General features: G+C 45.5%; 27 protein-coding genes. All 27 read right to left on the bottom strand.

All coding sequences use genetic code 11. The features are described from left to right. On the bottom strand, positions 1–1,318 hold a 1,318-nt coding region (locus CLFS41_RS25385; RefSeq protein ID WP_152649080.1), incomplete at its 3' end, for a hypothetical protein. After that, positions 1,272–1,502, bottom strand: a complete 231-nt coding sequence (locus CLFS41_RS25380; RefSeq protein ID WP_045093893.1) for a hypothetical protein — start codon at positions 1,500–1,502, stop codon at positions 1,272–1,274. The genes CLFS41_RS25380 and CLFS41_RS25385, both read right to left, overlap by 47 nt. Beyond that, positions 1,492–3,573, bottom strand: coding sequence for a tail fiber domain-containing protein (locus tag CLFS41_RS25375; RefSeq protein ID WP_045093892.1), 2,082 nt, complete (start codon positions 3,571–3,573; stop codon positions 1,492–1,494). The genes CLFS41_RS25380 and CLFS41_RS25375 overlap by 11 nt, the downstream gene beginning before the upstream one ends. Positions 3,574–3,585: 12 nt before the next feature. Then, on the bottom strand, positions 3,586–3,984 hold the full coding sequence (locus tag CLFS41_RS25370; protein ID WP_045093891.1) for a DUF6711 family protein: 399 nt from the start codon (positions 3,982–3,984) through the stop codon (positions 3,586–3,588). 59 nt (positions 3,985–4,043) lie between these two features. After that, entirely contained in the window at positions 4,044–4,688 is a 645-nt protein-coding gene (locus tag CLFS41_RS25365) for a hypothetical protein (protein WP_045093890.1), read from the bottom strand. A 57-nt stretch (positions 4,689–4,745) separates the two neighbouring features. Continuing rightward, complete coding sequence (locus tag CLFS41_RS25360; RefSeq protein ID WP_045093889.1) at positions 4,746–7,814, bottom strand: hypothetical protein; 3,069 nt, start codon at positions 7,812–7,814, stop codon at positions 4,746–4,748. 20 nt (positions 7,815–7,834) lie between these two features. Further along, positions 7,835–8,119 carry a hypothetical protein gene (locus tag CLFS41_RS25355; RefSeq protein WP_347468961.1) on the bottom strand — a complete coding sequence of 95 codons (285 nt, stop codon included), beginning with the start codon at positions 8,117–8,119 and terminating at the stop codon, positions 7,835–7,837. Between the two features lie 98 nt (positions 8,120–8,217). Beyond that, positions 8,218–8,658, bottom strand: a complete 441-nt coding sequence (locus CLFS41_RS25350; protein WP_045093887.1) for a DUF6096 family protein — start codon at positions 8,656–8,658, stop codon at positions 8,218–8,220. Positions 8,659–8,673: 15 nt separating this feature from the next. Continuing rightward, positions 8,674–9,084, bottom strand: coding sequence for a phage tail tube protein (locus tag CLFS41_RS25345; RefSeq protein WP_045093886.1), 411 nt, complete (start codon positions 9,082–9,084; stop codon positions 8,674–8,676). A gap of 15 nt (positions 9,085–9,099) precedes the next feature. Further along, positions 9,100–9,459, bottom strand: a complete 360-nt coding sequence (locus CLFS41_RS25340; protein ID WP_045093885.1) for a hypothetical protein — start codon at positions 9,457–9,459, stop codon at positions 9,100–9,102. Then, a complete protein-coding gene (locus tag CLFS41_RS25335) occupies positions 9,459–9,980 on the bottom strand; it encodes an HK97-gp10 family putative phage morphogenesis protein (RefSeq protein WP_045093884.1) in 522 nt (173 codons plus the stop codon). Before CLFS41_RS25335 ends, CLFS41_RS25340 begins: the two co-directional genes overlap by 1 nt. Then, positions 9,977–10,348 (bottom strand): hypothetical protein, encoded by a 372-nt coding sequence (locus CLFS41_RS25330; protein WP_045093883.1) that lies wholly within the window; start codon positions 10,346–10,348, stop codon positions 9,977–9,979. Before CLFS41_RS25330 ends, CLFS41_RS25335 begins: the two co-directional genes overlap by 4 nt. Then, entirely contained in the window at positions 10,293–10,643 is a 351-nt protein-coding gene (locus CLFS41_RS25325) for a phage head-tail connector protein (protein ID WP_045093882.1), read from the bottom strand. Before CLFS41_RS25325 ends, CLFS41_RS25330 begins: the two co-directional genes overlap by 56 nt. Further along, positions 10,636–10,884, bottom strand: a complete 249-nt coding sequence (locus tag CLFS41_RS25320) for a Rho termination factor N-terminal domain-containing protein (RefSeq protein ID WP_007861190.1) — start codon at positions 10,882–10,884, stop codon at positions 10,636–10,638. Before CLFS41_RS25320 ends, CLFS41_RS25325 begins: the two co-directional genes overlap by 8 nt. An 11-nt stretch (positions 10,885–10,895) precedes the next feature. Further along, positions 10,896–11,837, bottom strand: coding sequence for a hypothetical protein (locus tag CLFS41_RS25315; protein ID WP_045093881.1), 942 nt, complete (start codon positions 11,835–11,837; stop codon positions 10,896–10,898). A 19-nt stretch (positions 11,838–11,856) separates the two neighbouring features. Next, the gene (locus CLFS41_RS25310) at positions 11,857–12,501 is read right to left on the bottom strand and encodes a DUF4355 domain-containing protein (protein WP_045093880.1); all 645 of its coding nucleotides are present in this window, start codon (positions 12,499–12,501) and stop codon (positions 11,857–11,859) included. Positions 12,502–12,596: 95 nt separating this feature from the next. Next, positions 12,597–12,812 carry a hypothetical protein gene (locus tag CLFS41_RS25305; protein ID WP_045093879.1) on the bottom strand — a complete coding sequence of 72 codons (216 nt, stop codon included), beginning with the start codon at positions 12,810–12,812 and terminating at the stop codon, positions 12,597–12,599. A 1-nt stretch (position 12,813) separates the two neighbouring features. Beyond that, positions 12,814–13,893 (bottom strand): minor capsid protein, encoded by a 1,080-nt coding sequence (locus CLFS41_RS25300; protein ID WP_200895115.1) that lies wholly within the window; start codon positions 13,891–13,893, stop codon positions 12,814–12,816. Beyond that, positions 13,886–15,301: a phage portal protein gene (locus CLFS41_RS25295; RefSeq protein ID WP_052665866.1), complete on the bottom strand. Its 1,416-nt coding sequence runs from the start codon at positions 15,299–15,301 to the stop codon at positions 13,886–13,888. Before CLFS41_RS25295 ends, CLFS41_RS25300 begins: the two co-directional genes overlap by 8 nt. Positions 15,302–15,308: 7 nt before the next feature. Next, on the bottom strand, positions 15,309–16,607 hold the full coding sequence (locus tag CLFS41_RS25290) for a PBSX family phage terminase large subunit (RefSeq protein ID WP_045093877.1): 1,299 nt from the start codon (positions 16,605–16,607) through the stop codon (positions 15,309–15,311). Beyond that, entirely contained in the window at positions 16,597–17,241 is a 645-nt protein-coding gene (gene terS / locus CLFS41_RS25285; RefSeq protein ID WP_045093876.1) for a phage terminase small subunit, read from the bottom strand. The genes CLFS41_RS25290 and terS overlap by 11 nt, the downstream gene beginning before the upstream one ends. A gap of 53 nt (positions 17,242–17,294) precedes the next feature. After that, positions 17,295–17,522 carry a hypothetical protein gene (locus CLFS41_RS25280; RefSeq protein WP_045093875.1) on the bottom strand — a complete coding sequence of 76 codons (228 nt, stop codon included), beginning with the start codon at positions 17,520–17,522 and terminating at the stop codon, positions 17,295–17,297. Positions 17,523–17,559: 37 nt separating this feature from the next. After that, positions 17,560–17,835 (bottom strand): hypothetical protein, encoded by a 276-nt coding sequence (locus CLFS41_RS25275; RefSeq protein ID WP_045093874.1) that lies wholly within the window; start codon positions 17,833–17,835, stop codon positions 17,560–17,562. Between the two features lie 271 nt (positions 17,836–18,106). Next, positions 18,107–18,520, bottom strand: coding sequence for a DUF1492 domain-containing protein (locus CLFS41_RS25270; protein ID WP_242856916.1), 414 nt, complete (start codon positions 18,518–18,520; stop codon positions 18,107–18,109). A 13-nt stretch (positions 18,521–18,533) separates the two neighbouring features. After that, positions 18,534–19,574, bottom strand: coding sequence for a tyrosine-type recombinase/integrase (locus CLFS41_RS25265; RefSeq protein WP_045093873.1), 1,041 nt, complete (start codon positions 19,572–19,574; stop codon positions 18,534–18,536). A gap of 367 nt (positions 19,575–19,941) precedes the next feature. Beyond that, positions 19,942–20,136: a helix-turn-helix transcriptional regulator gene (locus CLFS41_RS25260; RefSeq protein ID WP_242856915.1), complete on the bottom strand. Its 195-nt coding sequence runs from the start codon at positions 20,134–20,136 to the stop codon at positions 19,942–19,944. Between the two features lie 307 nt (positions 20,137–20,443). Next, positions 20,444–20,629: a hypothetical protein gene (locus CLFS41_RS30180; RefSeq protein WP_045093872.1), complete on the bottom strand. Its 186-nt coding sequence runs from the start codon at positions 20,627–20,629 to the stop codon at positions 20,444–20,446. Positions 20,630–20,697 lie beyond the last annotated feature (68 nt).

Raw genomic sequence — 20,697 nt, 5'->3', positions numbered from 1 at the left:
CCGTACTCACCGTCCCTGTACTGATAATCGGCTGGGGATAATCTGGGCTGGGGGAGGGCTTGCCGCCGGTATAGGGTTCCCAAGGCTTTGCTGTTGCTCCTTCGTTTAGCATAACCTGCGGTTCCGTGATGTAATCCGAGGAATCCTGCTTACGGAACGATATTCCCAGGAATCCCTCCTGTGTCAATGTACAGGTATATCCCGCGCCGTCCGCAATACTGGTACTGCTATTGTTTAGTATCCCGTCAATGACTGTTTTTACGATCATTACTCCACCAGGAACTGATAATGTATATGTGCCGGCCGGCAGACTGAGCCAGACTGTCCGGTAATTATTGTCATTGGTTCTGGTCCCATCAATATTCGTTAGGAATCCAGGATACAGATTACCGTCTGTCAGCAACTGCGCCCCAGTCGTTGCCACCTGCTCACTCTTACCTGCTATATTTAGATTTAGCAGCGGATCATCCCCTGCATCATCCATGGTTACCCGGCCTATTCCTGATGCACTCCTGACAGCAGCACCGTGGGTGTCTATGGCTGATACGGTAGCTGCCGTACCGTCAAATCCTACTACTTCTGTCGCCTGTTCTGCGGCTGCCTGTGCCTGTTGGAAATAATATTTGGCGTTATCCTCAGCGTCCCCATCTTCCATTCCACCTACTGCATATCGCTGTGACCTGCTGGCATAATGCTTTGCATTGTTATCCTCAAACCCAGTTCCTCCAATAGCCCATCCCTGCGCTGTACCTGCAGCCTGTTCCGATATCCCTTTTGCGGTCTGTGCATCCAGGGTATATTGCCTGATGGTAGACAGCACTGTAGGCTCCAGCTTTGCAAGAGTAATTTTCCCGTCAGGTATATCTGCCGAGATGTTCTTGCCATTAACTGTCATTTTAATCGTATCCGAACTTGAAAATGTATAGGTATCAATAAATTTTGATAGAGATACCTTCTGTTTTGTCCCATCAGCCAACTCAAGCACAAAGTTGTCATCCTCCAGATAGCAGTTAAGTGCGATCTTCTCTGCGGCAGAATCATGTTCCACCTTTGACCCGTTGAACCGCGTAAATGTCATTACGCCTGTGGTATCATCCATCTCGAAGTCCACAAAAACATTAGCCATATCCGATGCATCTGCCTTATCCTGTGCTAATATAAGGATACGGTTATCCATCTCATTGATACCGTCCTCTATATGATTCAGGTGCACTTCGTTAATAGGAGACTCTATGCTTGGCTTATTCCTCCAAGTAAATGGATAATAGTACTTAGACAGTGCCGTTGCTGCTCTGCTCATCCTGCTCAGTAATCCCATCCTGATCACTTCCTTTCTTCGGTTTCAGATATTCTTCCAGTGGCTTTCCTGATTCCAGTATAGTGGCTGCCGTAGCCAGTTTCCTTGCTGCCTCGATCCCGGTAAGGCTAAGGCTGTTTAAAAAACTCATCACTGACTGTATATCCTTCTGACTGTGTACAATCATTCCTTCATTACTTGGCATGTAATACCTCCTTCAATTTACTGATCTGTTCTTGCTGTGCTTGGATAGCCCCGGACAGCAAGGCAACATAGCTTGTGTATGGCAGGGCATAAAATCCGTCCAGCATGGTATACAGTGGCAAGTCTGATTCTATTTCCGCTACATCCTGTGCCACGAAACCCATGTCTTTCTCATCAGCTCCCACCATGTAAAATGTCATTGGCTTTAACGCCATTGTGACAGCAAGAGCTGCCTCTGGGGAAATAGGATTAATATCGCTTTTCATTCGGCGATCACTCCACCACTCCCCGGCCCTGCTACTATATATCTGGGTACACTGGATATCATCTGCATATATGTCACCAGACACTATATCCCGCATCTCAGACGATCCATTAACTGTCAGGCGGTCAATATTGGCATTTTGGGCGGACATTGTACTGACGCCAATGGAGCTGGAGTTTGTTGTCCCGGATATATCTGCCATTATCAGCTTAATATTTTTGGCTACCAATCCTCCAGATGCATCCCAAGTCAAATTGCCATTGGCCGCACCACCAGAGCCATCCGCGTTCACATAAAAGTTGCTGCCCTTAAAGACAAAATGCCCAGCCTCCATAGTAATGCAGGATCCTGCCTTATTAACTTCCAGATTAATGGATGCTATCAGATCCCCACGGCTTACCTTGGCTTCAATTTGTCCGGCCAGGACGCTTATGCTGCCAGCCAGTTCCACTTCCTGATCTGTTGCCCGCTTTACTTCTGCGGTTATCTTGTCGGATACCACTTTAAGCTGGGCTGTGGTCTGCTTTTCCAGGTCCGTCACCGTGGCAGATACCTCATCCACACTCCGTACTATGACGGCCGTCTTACCCTTAAGCTGTATGATCTCATTCTGAATGCCAAAACTCTGCGCTTGTGTTTTGGTCCCCTTGGCCTCCACGGTATCCATCATTGCTTGTATGCCGCTCATGGTCCTGGTAAGCACAAATGTAGCTATCTCCATGTCTGTGGTGATAGCCCTCAGACCATCCCCTACCTCGATCCACGGCATAGCGTAGGATGCTATCTTAGCTGGCCGGTATGTCTTTCCGGCAATGGTGTCATAGATGGACCATGCCAGTTTTGTTAGATCCGCGCTGCCCAAACCATAGACAAGGAAATTACCCTCCACTATATAGGTATTTCCACCGGAGCCAACCACGGCACCTATGTCTCCTTCTTCCTGACGTACCTGCACCCGGTCTATCCCGTCAATCAGATAGTCCTCATAGGTAATTGATTTATAATATTCCAGTTCCTCCGCAGCGGCCCATCCAGACTGTGGATACAAGTCATCACCAGGGTACAGGGTATCAGATGGATACAAGCCGGTATCCTGTAGGCTTACATATACTAATGTCCCCGTACGGTCAAAATGCCCAAACACGCCATTAATCTCACAGATGGCTTTAAGCACATCCCGGCCACATAATGATTCAGGGCTGATAGTCTTACCAACCACCAACCCGTCATTGATAAGCGCCATCTGCTCCTGAGGAACCCCTATCTCATCACACAGGCTATCCCTCAAGTCCTTGACTGTATGGGTGGCATCGTCCGTAGGATACATGGCATGATACCAATCTGACACATCCACATCAAACTTGACCATCCTGTCATAGGCCGTGATTTTCCGTTTCCTACGGTCTGCTTGCCGGATCACACTGTCCACCACATAGATTCCATAGGCCATCTTATAATCACCTATATTCAGTGTGGCAGCAAACTCTCGTCCCTCAATCTCATCCTCAACATCGGCAACAGTGATCACAAACTTGGCTGCCTCACAGCTGCCCCAGACGATGTTATTTCCAGACGATAAGTTTTCGGTAAGGTTTAAAGTCTCCGCACATATCCGGTCCAATCCAATAGTTAGCCATGCCGCTCCAGCATCAGCAGGATACAGATCATCGGCTGGATACAGGTCATTAGATGGATACAGTGTATCTACTCCACCATCAAAAAAGGACAGTTCCAGATGTTTCACTGTCTCTGCCCTGTTATTGTCTGACCGGCACCGCTGCTTTATAATCTCCGGTACATCCAGCACCTTACCACCTCCTTAATACTCAATTAACGCCAATCTGATGGAATTATACCGTATATCATTATCGGAGGAGTCATAATAGTTGAATTGTATTGTTGGATAGTAAAACTCCCCTGTATAATATCCTAATCTTTTGTCATTCCAATATCTTACCTGCATTTTATCTTTATCTGGAAAAAACGACATCAGCTCATCCAAATCTGTCAAATGCACCATATTAGGTGTATTCCATTCAATCTTTGTTCTGGTATGTGGCAATACATTCCGGTGCAGCACTCCATATCCATCCTGGTAGCTATCCTCATCCTGTTTCTGGTCTGGGCTTGCCCCATATGAGCTATGCGCTATATATTTCATTGGAAGTTTCGTTCCTTCAATTTCAAGTAGCCAACCTTTATAGTCAGACGCTGCCATATGCACCACCTCTTTCTTGGCATAACAAAAGCACCCAGTTCCCCAGGTGCTTTTACTATTTATTCGCTTATCAGTTCCACATAATACGCTTTAATAGCAGGAACTTCCTCCTTTGTTCCTGTCAAGGCTCTTTTTACTTCTTCCATACCCGTAAATATAGCATAGATTTTTAGCACATCATCTTTCAGAATTTTCATGTCATCACCGATTCGGCTGTCATACATAAAATATTCATCGTCAGCGTAAATCTCATATCCGTCATTGTCTGTAAGCACCCTATAATATTGGCTATCATCAAATAATCCGCCCTGCATGATTTGCTGAACTTTGGCTGTAATTACAATTCGCTGGCCTATATAGTCCTCTGGATTTCGCATTATCTTTTTATATCCTATCTCTTGGCAGGATGCTTTAAATTCATCTGGAGTTTCAGCAATTTCAACCGGTTCTTCAATAGTTGATTCCAAAATGGTTTCCGATGTAGTCTCCTCACTCTGCACAACATCAGTATTAATGTTATCACTGGAGGCTGAATCACTATGAGATATGCCACCTATAGCACCTATCAAAAACAATATTATAGGTATTAAAAACAGTTTTTTTATAAAATACCAGTTGTGTATCCAATACCACCAGTAAACTATTCCGATTACTGCAAACATACCACAAGAAACTACTGTTAAATTCATGAATAATTCATACATATTTTACATCCCCCTTGCACTTGACATTATATCAAAGAACAAAGGTGATGTAAATCATTATGTCAGCCCTAATTGTCTACCCGTCTGCTTTTTATAATCATATGCTCCAGCCATCCATAGGTCAACTACATCATCCTTATTTACTCCCGGTTTTGCAAGAATCATCCGTAAAAGCTCATTCTGTTCCCGTAAAAGCTGGTTCTGTTCTGTATTGGCTGCATATACTGCTGTTGCTATACCATCAGTAATCTGGTCCTTATTAGCCACGGCAGTTCTGCCACCCATCCGGCCAACCAATTCCGGCCCTGCTTCACTGGCGAGGAAAAGCTGTCCTTTATCCGGGAACCCTCCACTCGCAAATGTAGGTATCTTTCCAAGGCTGATTTCTCCGCCTTCATATACCGTCTTTCCCATGACTGTAATTGGGTCAATCGTAAATGTAAGCTTTTCATTCAGCCATTTGGCAAAATCATTCCATATCTGTTTTGCTGCATCTACCGCTGCATCAAATGCCGCCTTAAACCCTTCCTTTATTCCGGTCAGGCCAGAGGTCCATTTCTCCTTCGTGAACCATTTGGCAACATGTTTATCCCACCAACTCTGTATATCCGTTTTCCACTGTAATACGGTTTCATCCCATTTGGTTTTTAGGCTGGTTTTGATTGTATTGTATAAATTACTCCACTTCTGTATTGTAAACCATGGTGCAATATGCTGGTTATACCATTCATTTAAAGATGTTGTCCATTCCCCAAAAGTAGCCCTGAAACCTTCTATAATACCCTCCAGGATATATTTCCCATAAGGTTCCATCTTCTTTGCTGGAGAATGGATGCCAAATATATCACATATTTTATCCACAATCCATGTTAGTAAATCCGCAATGGGTTCTATCAAAAATGATACACCAGCCGTCAGGCCCGATGCTATTCCGGCAACGATGTTGACACCAAAATCAATAAAATTATCAGATGAAAATGCCTTGTCAAAAAACTCTTTGGCGGTTCCAAGTAATGATTTGGAAAAACTCCAGTTAAAAAGTGTATCACCAAATCCTTTCCAGAATTTTGTTGCCCACTCACCGCCTCGTATGCCATCTAATATAAGGCCTATTATACCTCCAATCAAAGCACCTATAGGCCCACCAAACATGGCACCAATACCTGTACTGACAGCAATTAAAAGCCCTTCTCCCATTGCATTAAGGACACTCTCTCCAAAGTTTTCTCTGATAAATTCATCCACACCGTCAATTATCGCGTTTCCAATAACATCAAATGCTGGTCCTCCAACAAACCCTAATGTAAGTCCTGTAAGTGCCACCTTGATTCCGCTCAACGTAATTCCTGTCGATGCAATGGATGCGAGAAGTCCTTTAGCAATGATTCCTGCCACACCAGCAAATTTAAAACCTGCTATGGCCAAGAGTATGGCTGATTCGATTGGCGCCGCATCTGTAAATCCAGCATATAATTTAATACCTGCACTGATAGCATCTATGATTACTTTGCCCGATTTAGCAAGAATGGTATCCCAGTCTAACGCCGCAAAGAACTCACCTATTTTCTGTCCTATCAAAAACCAGTCTGTATTTTCCAGGGCTGTCGCAATAGTATCTATCCATCCTATCACGAACACTGATGCTGCACTTCCAAAGGCTGAAAAATCAAATGTTGAGAAAAACCCATTAATGCCTGTTGCAATGGAAAGTCCGAAATTGGTCCAGTCAAACTCCTTTCCAAATTCCAGGGCCGCATACAAAGCTGTGTTGAGTGCCCCACCTATGGAATGTCCCACCTCCCAGAATAAGTCTGGGGATATAAGTCCATTGAGGAACTGCGCAAATCCACGTCCGAAGCCCCTTGCGGATTGATAGGCATCATTCCAGTTTATTTTGCGCAAAGCATCGGTTATTGCGGCTCCGATATATGCCCCAACGGAATAGTAATCTCCTACCTTAAAAGCATCAATGATCTTACTAGATATCAGATCTGCCTGGGCCTGTACATTTTCCATACCAAGGTCGAGATCTCCCAGGATACCGCCGCCACTGCCCCCTGAGCCTCCACTTGAATTACGACTTGAACTTAGGTTATTCAATTCATCAAATTTGGCAAGCTGCCGGTTCAGTTCCTTCGCAGATCCTGCAGCACTGCCCATATTGTCTGCTATATTCCCAGATGATCCTGCGGCTGAATCCATAGAATCAGCTACGTTATTGCTACCACCAGAGGCATCTCCAAAGATTGCTACAGTAAACGCCTTAAAGTACGCTGCCAGTGTTTGAAGCTTCTCCAGAATGGTATTGATCACTGTAATAACCGGCGTAAATGCATTAATTAATCCCTGGCCAATGGTAGCCTTTAGACTCTCAAACTGGAGTTGCAAAATCCTTACCTGATTCGCCCATCCGGTTGACGTCCGGGCAAAGTCTCCCTGCGCATCCGACAGCTGCGACATTACGAACTGATAACGCAGCATGACCTTTTCCTGTTCGGTCATCTTCGCTGTGGTCTTTCCAAATCCATTGTTTAGGGCATACTGATCCAGGGCTGTCTGGGTCATAACAACGCCGAGATCCTTGAGTGATTCTGTTTCACCCGTGAAAATGCTCTTGAGTTTTAAATAGGCAACATCCTGTGATAAGTTGTAAAATGATGCTACGTCACCTGTAAGACCCGTAATGGCCGCTGACATGTCATATCCGGCATTTCCAGTAATCCCAAAGGATTTCGCCATAGCTCCATATGTACCCATGTATTTCTTGGCCATTGTTTCCGACAAGCCGAATGATTTTGCTGCATCTTGTGCAAACTCATTTACCTTGCCGGACATGGATCCAAAGGTGACATCCACCACATTTTGGACTTCCGCAAGGTCCGAACCAAGGTCAATGCACGACTTTCCAAACGCAACAATGGCACCGATACTCAGTACCGATGCCACTATTGCGCCTACCTTTTTCCATGAGTTTGCTATCTTGGCTGTCTGCCGTGAAATCCGGTCAGTAACCTGTGCCGTCTTGGCCTGCACTTTTTCCATCTGCTCCTGATATGGCTTCGTGTAAGCTTCTATGATAACTTTAAGCTTTTCGAGTGTTATTCCGCTTCCGTCCGTTATCCTCACCACCTTCCTGCGCTATATTTTCAGCTTAACCCCCGCCGCCTGCGCATCTCATTGTATCTTGCGGCATACTCCCTGCGTGATTCCCTGGCCTGTTCCAACTCCTCCGCCTTCTGCCGCTCTTCAAACGCTTTTTTCTCATCTGCAAACAATTCCGGGTATGCATCCCACACATGCGGCAGGACTATTTCATTTTTATCATCAAACAGCTTCTGCATATGTATTCCCAAGAGATCCGCAAGCTGGAAGCGTGAGGATATTTCCTCCTTCACTCGCCGCTGTTCTTTCTGGGTGTATGACTCCATCAAGTCCCGGATCTCTCCAAGCGAATACTCCCAGAACTCCCCCGGTCTTATCCCGCAGTCTAGTGCTAAAGGATAAAGATCATAAATGAGATCGGATATGGTTACATCTCGTCCTTGAGATCCTCCCTCTTGTCCATTACACTCTCCCTCTGGTTCTCCGTAAAAAAACCGCTTACCAGCATAATTTCCATGATCACATCAACCATAAGGTCCATCTGGGTTCCGCCCTCTTCTGCATACTGATCATACAGAGCCTGTACATCTTTATATTTAACGCCGTGTTTCCAGGGCGTCATGGCTGCTTGGATAACCGTCAGCATGATTCCTAATTGCGGAATCCCACCGCTCTGCATAATCAATGTCACCAGATTACAGCGGAATTTCTCTTCCAGCTTGCAAATCTGCTGAGTGGTAAGCTTAAGTTTGTAATCCTCTCCACCCACAGTCCAGTATGCAAAAGCCTTTCTTCTGTTCTTAAGTTCCTCGACTGTCTCAACCTTTTTCTCGGCTTCATTCTCTTCATCTAATCCAAACTGTCCCATATTCCATTATCCTCCTTATTCCGGGTCTGTTACTGTAAGATCACTCTGTAACGATATTGCCAGATTAAACTCAATCACGCCATTCACTCCACCGCCGGTCCTCTTGACGGACACCTGACCCTCAAACTCTGTGGTGGTACCATCAACCAGCGTTTCCTGGAAGGATAACACCTCGCCAGAATTCTGTGCGACCCGCATCACACGGTATGGACAATCTGCTTTTGAGTTATCATACTTGAATTTATATGTGATATCTCCAGCATCACCAATGCCATTTTCGTACTGCTTATTCTTATCCGTCAAACAGGTATTCTCAACCTTTTCCGGATCGATTCCCATCTCCGGTATCTCCTTCAACCCCGGAAGGTCCGTGTAAGTGGCCCCGCCAGATTTTTTATATCCTAGCTTTGTTCCATTCGCTAACATTTATTATCTCCTTTCTTACATGTTGTGGTAGACCTGCCCGGTTTCCACGTCAATCACCATCTCATAACGCATCTGCTTATGTTTCCTTCCACTTGGATCATCCACATCCTGACATCCAGTGCGCAACAGACCTAATTTTGCAATAGCTGCATCCACAGCCACGGTGGCAGCGGATGTGCTCTTACGATGCCATATATCAATACGGTATCGTACATAGGCTTTCTGTTCCTTCATGTCTGTGTATTCAACCACTTTGTTATCCTCTTCCATGTACTGGACCGCCAGGTCCTTCTCCCAGTCCTTAGGATAACAATCCGTCACATTGTCTGTGACCGTAAGCAGCGCAGCATATACCTCATCCTTAACATTGATCATTACTTACACGCCTTTCTTAATTCTCGTTTCAGGGCATTCTCCAGCCTCTCCACTACCTTGTCCTCATTATCCTTTAAGGCAGGATACATAAATGGCTGCGCCGGTTGGCCTGTACACTGGTAGAACCGTCCATCTGGTGTATCCAAATAAAACCAGTGATATTCTTCCGCTGCTTCTTTGTCCACCTGGCTTTCATGTATCCACCAGGGAGACATTGTGTAGGCTGGATTGGCAACAGGGGATATCCCTGAATGATTTGCGGCACCTTTGGGGCCAGTTCCCATCTCAACATACATAGCGTAGGCTTTATTGGTGTAAATGGTCCCAATTATCCTGTCATCCATGCTCTCTGTCATTGACTTGATGCTATTTCTCAATTCTCCATGTCGGACGGGACATAACAGCTTGGCTTCTGCTTGTATGCGTTTGGACTGCTGCCCCACAAGCCGCTCCATTTGCTGATCACAAACCTGCTCCAATGCTGCAAACTTTCTTTTCAACTCTTTTTGACCTTGAATCATAACTTTTCCACCTCCAGCGTCAGGAACCGGTAAGGGTATATAGCAACTACCCTATAATCCGGCTCCGCCTCTCCAGAGACATACAGGCATATCCCATCATTGGCCGTAATGATCGGGCCATCAGCAATTGCATAGCTTACTTTACCGGATCCCGGTACTTCCTGATAGGTTCCTTGGATTCTAAGGTTACGGATATTAGGCAATCGCTGCCCATACATCTCAGTCTGTACTTTCCCTCCTGCTGGCCACTCTTCAGCTTGGATGGATGTTGCTGGACCATACTCCGTATATAAGCTACCCTCACTATCCTTTTTAGGTATTGCTGCCCGGTGATGATACGTCCCCAGCCTGCTCCGTTTTAGCCTCATACGTCCTGCCTCCTATCCGTGCCAACCTGTACCTGTCCAGTGTGTCATAAATGTGCTTTGGGGCGTTATCAAAGCTGTATGATTCCCCTCCACCGCTCCGGCTGGACTCACCCTCTGTTCCCATCCGATTAAGGGCTATCACAGCCAAGTCTCGCACGGCCTTTTCCAGCCCTGTCACAATCCTTGTCCGTCCAGTATAGGACAGCACGAAAGCCGTGGCGTCATCCAGCAAAAGAGAGAGTAATACCTCATCACTCTCCCCTGTCAGTTTTTTCAGTATTTCGATGTCAGTCATCCATGGTCACATCCTTAAGGACCGCCAGCAATTCCGCCTTAGTCAGGGATCCGGCCCCTTCTATCCCCTTTTTCTTTGCCAGGGACTTTAATTCAGCAACGGACATTTTATCAGGAGATTTATCCTCCGACCCTACCGTTTCCGTGGCTGTACTTCCGATTTCCTGGAACCCCAAGGCTTTCAGCTTGTCCGCCTGTTCACCATCTGCAACCCGCTCCACATTATCCTTAATCAGCCTCATAATCTACCTCCTTATCCCTCAGATGGGGCAGCATCCTTGATACTCAGATAGATGCTGTCCAGTTTATTATCCAGCACCCAGATGTCGTGAAACCTCCGGTAATCCATCTGCCATGCATTCAGTTTCTGGTTGATGGTAGGGTCAAAGATACGCATGATATCCTGCTTAGTGACTGCAATGGGTGTTGTGCGCGGGCAGACAAAAAAGTTGATATCCTTCGCTGTGGTTCCTTTCACATAGCCACCCTTTTCCTGCCCTGAGGTCTTACCATCGTAGATAGTAATTGCCGTATACATACGATTGGACGGGGTGGAGATAATCGGTACCTCATCAACAGAAGGAACCGCAGTCTCAATTCCCCCTTTTGAAAACGTGGTACTTGTAATCTTCCCAGACAGCTCCATTTCCAATTCCATAATCATATCAGGTGTGGCATGGATTACAAGCGGGCCATTGTACAGTTCCCGGATCGCCTTGATCCCTTCCTTGATTTTCCGAAGGGCCGATGTCCCGGTGGCTCCCGGTGTATAACCATAGGACACCATGCCAGCCTTCTTTGCCGTGATTGTCTCTGTTGCAATCTTACTGATACGGTATGCATCAATCTCGGGAACCACAAACGTCCGCTGGAATTCTCCCATGACTGCGGCTGCTGTGGTCACAAAGTTGTTCTCGTTAATGTCGATAGGATCAATCTGGAACTTGCGGCCCCTATCCTGGGTCATCTTCCTGGTTTCATACTCCAAGGTAACTCCACCCTGCTGGTATCCATTGTCCCTGTCATAGTCTCCCAGTCCCTGTACAGACATTTTAGGGATTTTTACCTCAGCACCCCCATTGTAAATAACCTGGCCGGCATTTGCATCCATCCATCCTGTAACGGCCTCCCGGATTGCTACCTTATCCAAAGTGTTCTGAAAAAGTGTTGCTGTTGTTAATGTGTTAATTGCCATAGTCTTCTATCATCCTTTCTTATATGCTTCCCATCATCAGGTTTTCTACCTGTTTTGCAAGGTCATCATCTCCACCTGTTGGTGCTTTCTTCGGCGGCGTACCGCCCTTCAGCTTCTCTTCCACAGCAGCCTGTACGGCCTCCTGGAAGGCTTTCTCTACAGCAACCATGGATTTATTACATGATTCCGCATCCGTGTAATTCAACACTTCTGCAAGCCCTACAGGTAGTTTCTTTTCAGCCAGCGTATTCTTCGCCTCGGCCATCAGCTCCCGGCGGGTTATGTCCGCTTCACGGGCTGCCAATGCTTTCTCATGTTTCTGTTGCAAGTATAAGGCTTTCTCTTCTTTCGTCATCTTTGCCAGCTTTTCAGCTTCGGATAGTTTATCATCCGTAAGAACCTTCCATTTCTCTTGTGCTTTTGCAAGTGCTGTCTCAATGCCCTTTTGCATTCTACGATCAAACTCAGCTTGGTGTCCATCCTTTAATAGATCATCAAATGATGGGGGATTTTCTTTCTCTCCTTCATCTCCTGATGTTCCACCATTCTCACCTTCAGTTCCCACTCCGTCACCATTGCCGCCTCCGGCCCCAGCGCCGTCTCCACTTGCTGCAAAAAGCTGCAGGTTCATTGGCACTCGTTCCCTGCTCAGTTCTGTTCTCATTAATTACTCCTTTCCGCCCCAGCCTGTTCATTCGCCCAAGCCGTTGCATAAAAATAACACCCAGGAAAGTCCCGCGTGTATATTCTCTATAATCGTCACTCTACTATTTCCCATTTTGTAGAGAGCAGTTCCTCAATACTCTCTCGCCAAGGCCATCTCCCCAACACTTGACTGTCCACATACAAATATGGTTCTGTCATATCGCTGTATTCATCTGGAAACTTCATTCGTATAGTTGTGTCTTTTGTCCAGTGTGGAAGTCTCATTCCCTTCCCATTTTTTACTTCTTCAAACGCTTTTCCTACGTTCATCTCACTTCTTTTTCCTCCTTTTCAGCTCCTTTTCCTCAGCTTCTTTGTTTCCCTTGACATATTTATTATGCCATTGTTCGTATGTCATGTTAGCGGGTACTGTCTCTGCCCTACCAGTGGCTGGATTCCTGGCCCTTCGCTGCATCTGAGACAATTCATCATCCGAGATATCACAGATGGTTGTGGACCGACACCATGGATGCATAGGCGGACAATTAAGGCCGGGCTGCTGCTCAGACACCTTAAACCGTTTACCATCCAATTTCCGGCATACGGTTGATGTCTTAAGATCTAGGGTTGCCACATAGATATATGTCTCAATGCCGCACTCCTCATAGGACTGCATTTCCATCTGGTTTGCCAAGTTGCAGGATTCAGTCCGCACCAATCTCCGGGCATTGCTGGCCCCCTGGGCATACTTGTTGGATATGATATCGGCCACCTCACTGTCAGTCCGGCCTGTCACCATGTTGATCAGCAACTCCTGCTTTAGGTCCTGCGCAAGCGCCCTGGTATTATGCCAAATACGGTCTGAGTAATTGGAACCAGACCATTTGCTGTTAATCACCCGGTCTATTGCCTTGTGATCTATCACGGCAAAAGAAAAACCCAGCCCAGTCCGTTGCTGGATATCAAAGATGGATCTGTAATATGCTTCATTCGCAAGATCTACATAATGGCTGGTGCTCCTGGCCTTTTCCTGCCCGTAGACCTGCCGCATGGTCAGATCGATCTGGTTCTGCAATTGTTGGAGCCGTTCAAGCCGTGCCTGAAATGCAGGGCTTTCCAGTTCTGCGAGGATGTCCGCTGCTGTCTGTCCCCTCCCAGGCGCCCTTAATGCCTGTTTCAGCTCGTCCAGGGAGGTCTTGTCCTTTATCTCATTAAGCAAGCGGTAAGCCTCCGCATCTGTCAGATGATGCTTGCGCTTGTACCGCTCAAATATCTTATCCAGTTCATGGCTGATGTACCCTGATGCTTTTTGATACAGCTTTGCGATATTGTCCGCCGTGTCCTCCGCAGACTTCATGTAATCAAACATCCTCTGGGCCTTCCGGCGCTCCCAGTATGACAGGCTACTCATCTACATCACCCGGCTTCTTATGTACATCCGGTTCATCCTCATCTCCAGTTGGCGGGGTATTACTCCCAAGACCAAACATGGCCTGCTGCTGCTTTAACGCCTCGTTGGCTTCCTTTTCCACCGCAGCAACCTCCGCGTCCACATCATCTACAAACGGTACCTGAGACAGCAAAGTCCTTTTGCTTATCTTTCCCCAAAAATTAGAGGTAATCTGACTGATTTCCAGGAGGTTTTTAGGAAGCGCACGGGTAAATGTTGGGGTGATGCCGGATATATCAATATTTATCGCTCGGCTCTTACTCAACCATCCTGAAAACAGACGCATCCGCTTACGCAGCCCTTTTTTGTAATACCGTGTCTTAATCTTGGTGATATTCTCCATCCCCAACAGCTTAAACTCCATTGCAACCCCGGATACATTCCCACCAAAGGATTCATCTGTCATACATGGAATGTGTGAGAATTTATGTATATCCTGCTCTACAGCTTTTTTTAATATTTCCACTCCCGTCTCATCGAATGTCCGAGTCAGATATTCCGCTTTTGCATCCTTAGGAAGTTCCAGAAGTTTATCATCCTTAAGCCGTTGCGCTGCTGTTTTTCCATCAGCATCCTTCGTATCTTCATCTCCAAGCAGCGCGCCATACAGGGCAAGAATAGAATCTATAAACTGTTCCTTGTCGGTGATACGATCGCTCATAAGTGCATTGTATGCATCTATCAGTGGTATCTGCAGTTCAAAGTCTCCTATCGCAAGCTTATTATTCCTGTATTCAATTATTGGGACTTCACCGAAATAATGAGGGGATGGTGTCTCCATAAGCGCCTGTGTACCTTCAATATTCTGTATATTCAATACATACTTATATTGTTTGGTGAGTACTGTTGCCACATAGACCGTCTGATGTTTATCACTATCATCCTTCTTGGCATAATAATAGACCGCAAATAGTTCCTTCTGCTCAATGGTGTCATCATAGACCACAAATGTGTTTTCAGGCTCCAACGTCTTGATTGTCAGGTCAGTACCGCCTTCTTCTGGATACACATATTCATAGCACCGCCCATATATAGACAGGTCAAGTCCATTATCACCATCCGCCTCATCAGCTCCGGCAACCTCAAATGCGTCCATCAGCGGTTTGATGTCCTGCTGGCTTTTGTAACTTACGGGATTTCCGATAAAATAAGAACTGGCTGTGTCTGATATATCCTTTGCATGGTTGCAGACCAGCTTTGTCTTTCTCTTCTCCCCCAGTATCTTGTGTTGTCCTTCGTAATATTGTTTCAGTTTCTTTAATCTCCGCACTTCCTTCTGGTGTTTCATAATTAAGGTGCGAATTGCTTGTTTATCAGGATTCAGTTCATCCCATCCCTCACGCGGCATTGTGTATGTATATATGTTCACCACCTCCTTAATGTAACCCATAAGCGGACTTTTTCTTAATTCGGGCATTTCTGTTATTCAGTATCGTATAACAGAAATATCTAACTGCGTCCATTGCATGATCATGCTGTTTAATCGGCTTATCCTCACCGCGTTCTGCCGCTTTTGGATCCCAGATGTAAGAAGAAAACTCCATGATCGTATTCTTACATGACTGGTTAAACATAATCTTTTCTGTATTCAGCAATGTTGCCACCAGCCTGATCCCGTCCTCTACATCATTGTCTGCCTGGATAACTGTAAATCCATGCTTATTAAGTTCTGCAATGAATGAAGCTGCTGATGGGTCCACAATCACCGCCTTAATGGATGTTTCGTCCAAAAACTTTATTAAATCCCCTGCATACTCGGCATCTGTCTTCTGTATACCCTTATCCCTTCCAGAATAGTAATACTCCCTGATACAATACCACTTTCCGTCCCTTCCCTTATTCCACAGCAGGAACACTGTGGCGTTCTGCGTACCATAATCAATGCTCACATAACGGCCGCCATCAATCAGCACCTGCACAAACTCCAGAATAGCTTTTACATGGCGCTCCTCGGAAAACATATCGTAGATGATGCCTTCAGCCATAGCCCATAAGCCCAGTATATAACGTTTAAAAAAGACACCAGTATACATAGATCGGTATCTGGACTTAATACGCTCTGACAGACTTAAGTTATCCTCCATTGTGAAGTGCAGGACAAGCAGGTTCTTCTCTTTTGCCTTATCCAGCCAGTTTAGCTTAAACCAGTGGTATGGTCCGTCAGGGTTGCAGTTGAACCAGTACTTACTTCCATCTACGGAACAGCGGCCGGTTGCCTGATTAACGAAACTTTCTGGCATCAGCGCAACCTCATCAAAAAACACGCCCGCCAGGGTAATTCCTTGAATCAAGTCCTGCGAACTCTCGTCCTTGCCTCCGAAGATATAAAAATGATTGGTAACTCCATTCCGGCTGATCTCGACCAGGTTATCCGCCCGATGATCCGACACGGAAAAGCCACGGCTTTTAAGCATCAACTTAAGGCTCATCAATACGTTACGCCGGAAGCTTCCGATCGTCTTGCCGCACATGGCAAAGTTCTGATCGGAGTAATTCGTCATAGCCCAGAATACGAACGACAGTGACATACATACTGTTTTACCGGATCTGATTGCACCGTCTGCGATAATCCCGTCTTTGTCTTTTACCGGAGATGTATCACACCACCAGTTAAGTACCTTGCGCTGTTTGAGCGAGAACGGTTTGAAATGAAATATCTGTCTCTTACTCTTCATCGGTCCAGTCCTCCGCAGCGGTTCCGGCCAGCGCTTCCATGAATCCATCGTCATCGGTTTCATCCGGTTCTCCGCCACCAGCCTTAAGCACTGCAAGTTCTAACTGCTTCTTTGTCTTAATCAGTTTCCGCAGCTCCGCCGTAATCTCTAGGATTCCTTTTTCACGCTCGGCTTCCGTAATTTCCCTCGTGTGCGCACCGCCAAACATATCAAAGGTGGTGATATCTCCCCGGCTGATCAGCCGGGACAGTTTTAAGCGCAGCAACCGTATTTCTCCATTCAGATCATCAGAATCTGGGATGGAATCAAAAAGAGACTGTTCCTCTTCTGGAAGAGCCTCGTAATATATTTGTTCGTATGCACCGTGCTTGACGGCATTCTTGTTTCCCGGCGGTCCGGTTCCTCCATGCCCTACGGCATTCTTGTTTCCCGGCTGCCCGCCTCTGGATTTTGTTGTACAACGTTCCTTTTTCTTTTGTTGTACAACATTCCATTTATCCCGGTTCTTCCAGACGGCAATCACCTTCTCATCCTCATCCAGCCGGGCCGCGATTTCTCGGTTTGTGATTTTCCCTCCGTGCTGCTTATATATCTCAAATGCTTTATCCCGGTTGGGACTCCGCCCTCTTGGCACGACCACCACCTCTCAATCGTTTCGTTTTGTAAAATCCATATGACGGTATCTTGCTATTTCATTTCCTTCGCCATCTTTTCCAATGCCATCATCATGGTGCAATGGGACATTATCTCAGTAGCCCACAGTATCATCATACGATAATCATCACTTGTCTTTCCCATCTGCAACGATTTATTCCATATTGCATTTGCAAGTTCCATATTGCGGTCATCCGCAGCCATATTAGCAGGCTTCACTCCTATCATTGGTTTTGGTGGCTTATTTGCTTTATCTCCCATGGTTCTCCCTCCTTATAATAAAAAGACACCTGATTGCTCAGATGCCCTTTGTGACTACCCTAAGTTTATTCAGTTCCTCAATCATGGAGTTTGGCACAATGCTGTACCCAACCAGCCGTATTGCTCTGGGCGAATCCTGTCCCACCTCTATCATTCCTTTAGCTTCCAAGTGCATCAGATTTGTCGCCACTGATGATGTGGATTTTAGCCCCACAGCCTTTCCTATTTCTCGGATTGTGGGTGCATACATATGTTCCTGTGTGTAATCAAGGATGTATTGGTATATCTGTGTTTCTCGCTCTGTCAGTTTCATGATGATCCCCCTTTTCTTATGGTATTATAATTTATTGAGTTATATATGCATATGGTAATTTTATCCAACAATGATGGAGGAGGTCCCCGGCACCCTAAGTTTCAGGTGCCGGGGAAAATGAAAAATGGATACACCAAAATAAGCAAAACGCAGCTACCAGGATATAATGCCCAGCAGCCGCGTTTTGTTTTGTAGGGGGAAAGGCCGCAGGCGCTTGCCTTTTGGCCTAATTATATTGTAATCCGAAATGAGCGAAATGAACGAAAAATCGTTATGCTATACCCATCTTTTTCAAATAGTAGTCCCTTATACAGATTCTTGGATAGTCTTCCCTATGGTCCCCTGTACATTTAAGTTTATCCGCTATCTGAAGCCAACTCATTCCATCCATGTAGAACATTCTAAATACACATCTTGTCTGCCCATCATCAATGCTATTTATCCACCGCTTTACCGCATCGACCCTGGCCTTTTTTTCATCCAACACTTTCTTTCTGTGCTCGTACAATGGCCAATCAAAACCAACAACACTTTGTGGTCTTGGAAAACCATCCCTGTAATCAAACACTGTGCTGTTATTAAAGCCATTGTCCCCCTTTTTCATGTTCTCCAATTCCAACTCCAATATCGGTATCTCTCGTTTTAGGTGCCGATAATTATTAAGCATATTTTTTGTAATCTTCAAATAGTGATCCCTCCTATACAGCCACGCGCTCCCTAACACTCCTAAGGGTATGTGGCGTTGACTGTGCATAATACTGTGATGTAACTGCCGGGCTGGCATGTCCCAGGACCTCCTGGATCGTCCCTATATCCACACCCTTGTTTTTGAGGTTCATTCCCAGGGTCTTCCGCATTTTATGAGGGTAGACCCTGCTTGTGATTCCTGCCCTTCCTCCAATATCCTTCATGATTCCACGGAACGCGCATGTTGTCATCTTCCCGTATGGTCTCCTGGACCGTGGGAACATATATGGGCAGTCATCCTCCCTAGTATCCAAATACAACCGGTAATAGTGTCTAGCATCATCATCCAGATACAGTGTCCGGTACTTTCCACCTTTCTCTCCCTGGATCCACACATCTCCTGTTTCCAGGTTGACCTGCTCCATGGTGATCTCTGCTATTTCCCCTACCCTGGCACCTGTTGAGCGGAATACCTCTATGATGGCCCTTTCCCGTACATTACGGCAGGCATCCCTGATTTTGATGATCTCTTCTGGTGAATAATAGTCAATAGGCTTAAGGGTTACCTTTTTAGGCTCTGTGCCTTCCACAGGATTGTCCGCAATGAATTTTGCCTTCCGCATCCAGGTGTAGAAGGCCGACAAGAACCGGCGCTCATTATTGTATGTAGTGGCTTCTAATTTTCCGTGTAAACCCTCACGCTGCTCATATCGTGATAGATACCATTCCATATCCGTTTCATCCATCTGGTCGAGTGACTTATTGGTAATCACAGTGATAAGTCTCTTGATGGCTCCCAAGTATCCCTCAAGTGTCCCGCGTTTTAGGTTCCTCTTTTTAATCATAAAGAGCTGGATAAGGTACTTATTCCGCTCCGCAATACTATCCTGCCGCTCTGCCGGCAGCGTGGTAATCTCCTCCATGTTTACCCGGACAAGTTCCTGCTGCATCACTTGCTCCAACATTGACAGGATGGTTTGCTGCTGGATGTAATACGACATTGCTACCATAACATTATTGATAATCTCCGCTTTAACTGCCTGTGTACCCATATCATATCCTCCTCATTGATTTTTCCACCTGAGCAGGGTATAATATACTCAGGTAGTTACTATAGGAGCGGTGGGATCATCTTGGCGGGTGTCCACCGCTTGTTGTATTCGTACATATGTTCTCTGCTTTCGTTTTTATTTACCGAGGGGGATCCCCCGGCTCATATTGTGTATTATTTCTTTTGACTATCTTCTCCTTTTTCCCCTTGCGCCATTTTCACACAAGCCGGAAAAATAAACACCCACAAGCACCATGCGCTATGTGTAAAATACATACCCGCGCAAGCAGCCAGTGCAGTACTAAACCACATCAGTCCATATGCGAACCACATATGAAGCTCCTTTCCAAAATATCAGTTTTGATGAACTATCGTTCTCCTATTTTTATAGTGATATGTAGTGCTCTGAAAATTTTATCCGCACTTTCTACACTCATACTCTTCGTACCGTTCTCCCAATAAGCAATTGCTCTTTTGGTTACTCCGGCCATATCTGCAAGTTTCTGCTGTGACAATTTCTGTTTTCTTCGTTCATTTTGCAAAACTTTTCCTAAATTAATCATTGACTTTATTTACTCCCTTCTGTTATACTATATATTGTGGTGAACGTTCGTTCGTCATACCACAGGGAGGAATGATATTATGAAAGGAGGTTCGCGTATGAGTAAAACAATAAGGGTTCGTATTAACTCTACTGCCAGAACTACAAGTTCTGGAAATATCCAGGTTCGCACTACTGTGAATAACGGTCACAGTACCAGAACAACCACCAAGACTATTCGTGTAAAATAGTTCTTTGGCTACCCTGATATCCCATTATCAGAGTAGCTTTTTTCATTCCTCCGTGTTTCATTTTTTTACTTGATAATATCAGTTTTCCCAATCGAACCGTCTTCCAAAATACCTTACATTTTCTTTTGGAAGGAATCCCCAATACCCATTCTTCTTAAATTTAAACAAATCACCTTCCATTTCTGACCTCTCTACGCAGGAAACAATCTTTTGACTTCCGTCTTTAAAAACAATCAGCAAATCATAAACAACCATCTTTATCATTACCTCCTAAATGTTAATTTTAGATAATAAAACCATCATCAAATAAATCCATTTGGCCTTCAACATTT

Origin of the sequence: Clostridium sp. FS41 (assembly GCF_000954015.1) — a bacterium.
GTDB lineage: Bacteria > Bacillota > Clostridia > Lachnospirales > Lachnospiraceae > Enterocloster > Enterocloster citroniae.
The sequence above is the reverse complement of the archived record's forward strand: the minus strand, read 5'-3'. Positions and strand labels throughout refer to the sequence as shown.

Excerpts from the sequence above, each read along its gene's own strand:
- CLFS41_RS25370 (WP_045093891.1), bottom strand. The coding sequence starts at position 3,984 with ATGGCAGCGTCTGACTATAAAGGTTGGCTACTTGAAATTGAAGGAACG.
- CLFS41_RS25290 (WP_045093877.1), bottom strand. The coding sequence starts at position 16,607 with ATGAAGAGTAAGAGACAGATATTTCATTTCAAACCGTTCTCGCTCAAA.
- CLFS41_RS25265 (WP_045093873.1), bottom strand. The coding sequence starts at position 19,574 with ATGGGTACACAGGCAGTTAAAGCGGAGATTATCAATAATGTTATGGTA.
- CLFS41_RS30180 (WP_045093872.1), bottom strand. The coding sequence starts at position 20,629 with ATGATAAAGATGGTTGTTTATGATTTGCTGATTGTTTTTAAAGACGGA.
- CLFS41_RS25380 (WP_045093893.1), bottom strand. The coding sequence starts at position 1,502 with ATGCCAAGTAATGAAGGAATGATTGTACACAGTCAGAAGGATATACAG.
- CLFS41_RS25345 (WP_045093886.1), bottom strand. The coding sequence starts at position 9,084 with ATGTTAGCGAATGGAACAAAGCTAGGATATAAAAAATCTGGCGGGGCC.
- CLFS41_RS25315 (WP_045093881.1), bottom strand. The coding sequence starts at position 11,837 with ATGGCAATTAACACATTAACAACAGCAACACTTTTTCAGAACACTTTG.
- CLFS41_RS25280 (WP_045093875.1), bottom strand. The coding sequence starts at position 17,522 with ATGGGAGATAAAGCAAATAAGCCACCAAAACCAATGATAGGAGTGAAG.
- CLFS41_RS25335 (WP_045093884.1), bottom strand. The coding sequence starts at position 9,980 with ATGATTCAAGGTCAAAAAGAGTTGAAAAGAAAGTTTGCAGCATTGGAG.
- CLFS41_RS25310 (WP_045093880.1), bottom strand. The coding sequence starts at position 12,501 with ATGAGAACAGAACTGAGCAGGGAACGAGTGCCAATGAACCTGCAGCTT.
- CLFS41_RS25340 (WP_045093885.1), bottom strand. The coding sequence starts at position 9,459 with ATGATCAATGTTAAGGATGAGGTATATGCTGCGCTGCTTACGGTCACA.
- CLFS41_RS25260 (WP_242856915.1), bottom strand. The coding sequence starts at position 20,136 with ATGATTAATTTAGGAAAAGTTTTGCAAAATGAACGAAGAAAACAGAAA.
- CLFS41_RS25320 (WP_007861190.1), bottom strand. The coding sequence starts at position 10,884 with ATGAGGCTGATTAAGGATAATGTGGAGCGGGTTGCAGATGGTGAACAG.
- CLFS41_RS25300 (WP_200895115.1), bottom strand. The coding sequence starts at position 13,893 with ATGAGTAGCCTGTCATACTGGGAGCGCCGGAAGGCCCAGAGGATGTTT.
- CLFS41_RS25305 (WP_045093879.1), bottom strand. The coding sequence starts at position 12,812 with ATGAACGTAGGAAAAGCGTTTGAAGAAGTAAAAAATGGGAAGGGAATG.
- CLFS41_RS25350 (WP_045093887.1), bottom strand. The coding sequence starts at position 8,658 with ATGGGACAGTTTGGATTAGATGAAGAGAATGAAGCCGAGAAAAAGGTT.
- CLFS41_RS25365 (WP_045093890.1), bottom strand. The coding sequence starts at position 4,688 with ATGTATGAATTATTCATGAATTTAACAGTAGTTTCTTGTGGTATGTTT.
- CLFS41_RS25325 (WP_045093882.1), bottom strand. The coding sequence starts at position 10,643 with ATGACTGACATCGAAATACTGAAAAAACTGACAGGGGAGAGTGATGAG.
- CLFS41_RS25330 (WP_045093883.1), bottom strand. The coding sequence starts at position 10,348 with ATGAGGCTAAAACGGAGCAGGCTGGGGACGTATCATCACCGGGCAGCA.
- CLFS41_RS25275 (WP_045093874.1), bottom strand. The coding sequence starts at position 17,835 with ATGAAACTGACAGAGCGAGAAACACAGATATACCAATACATCCTTGAT.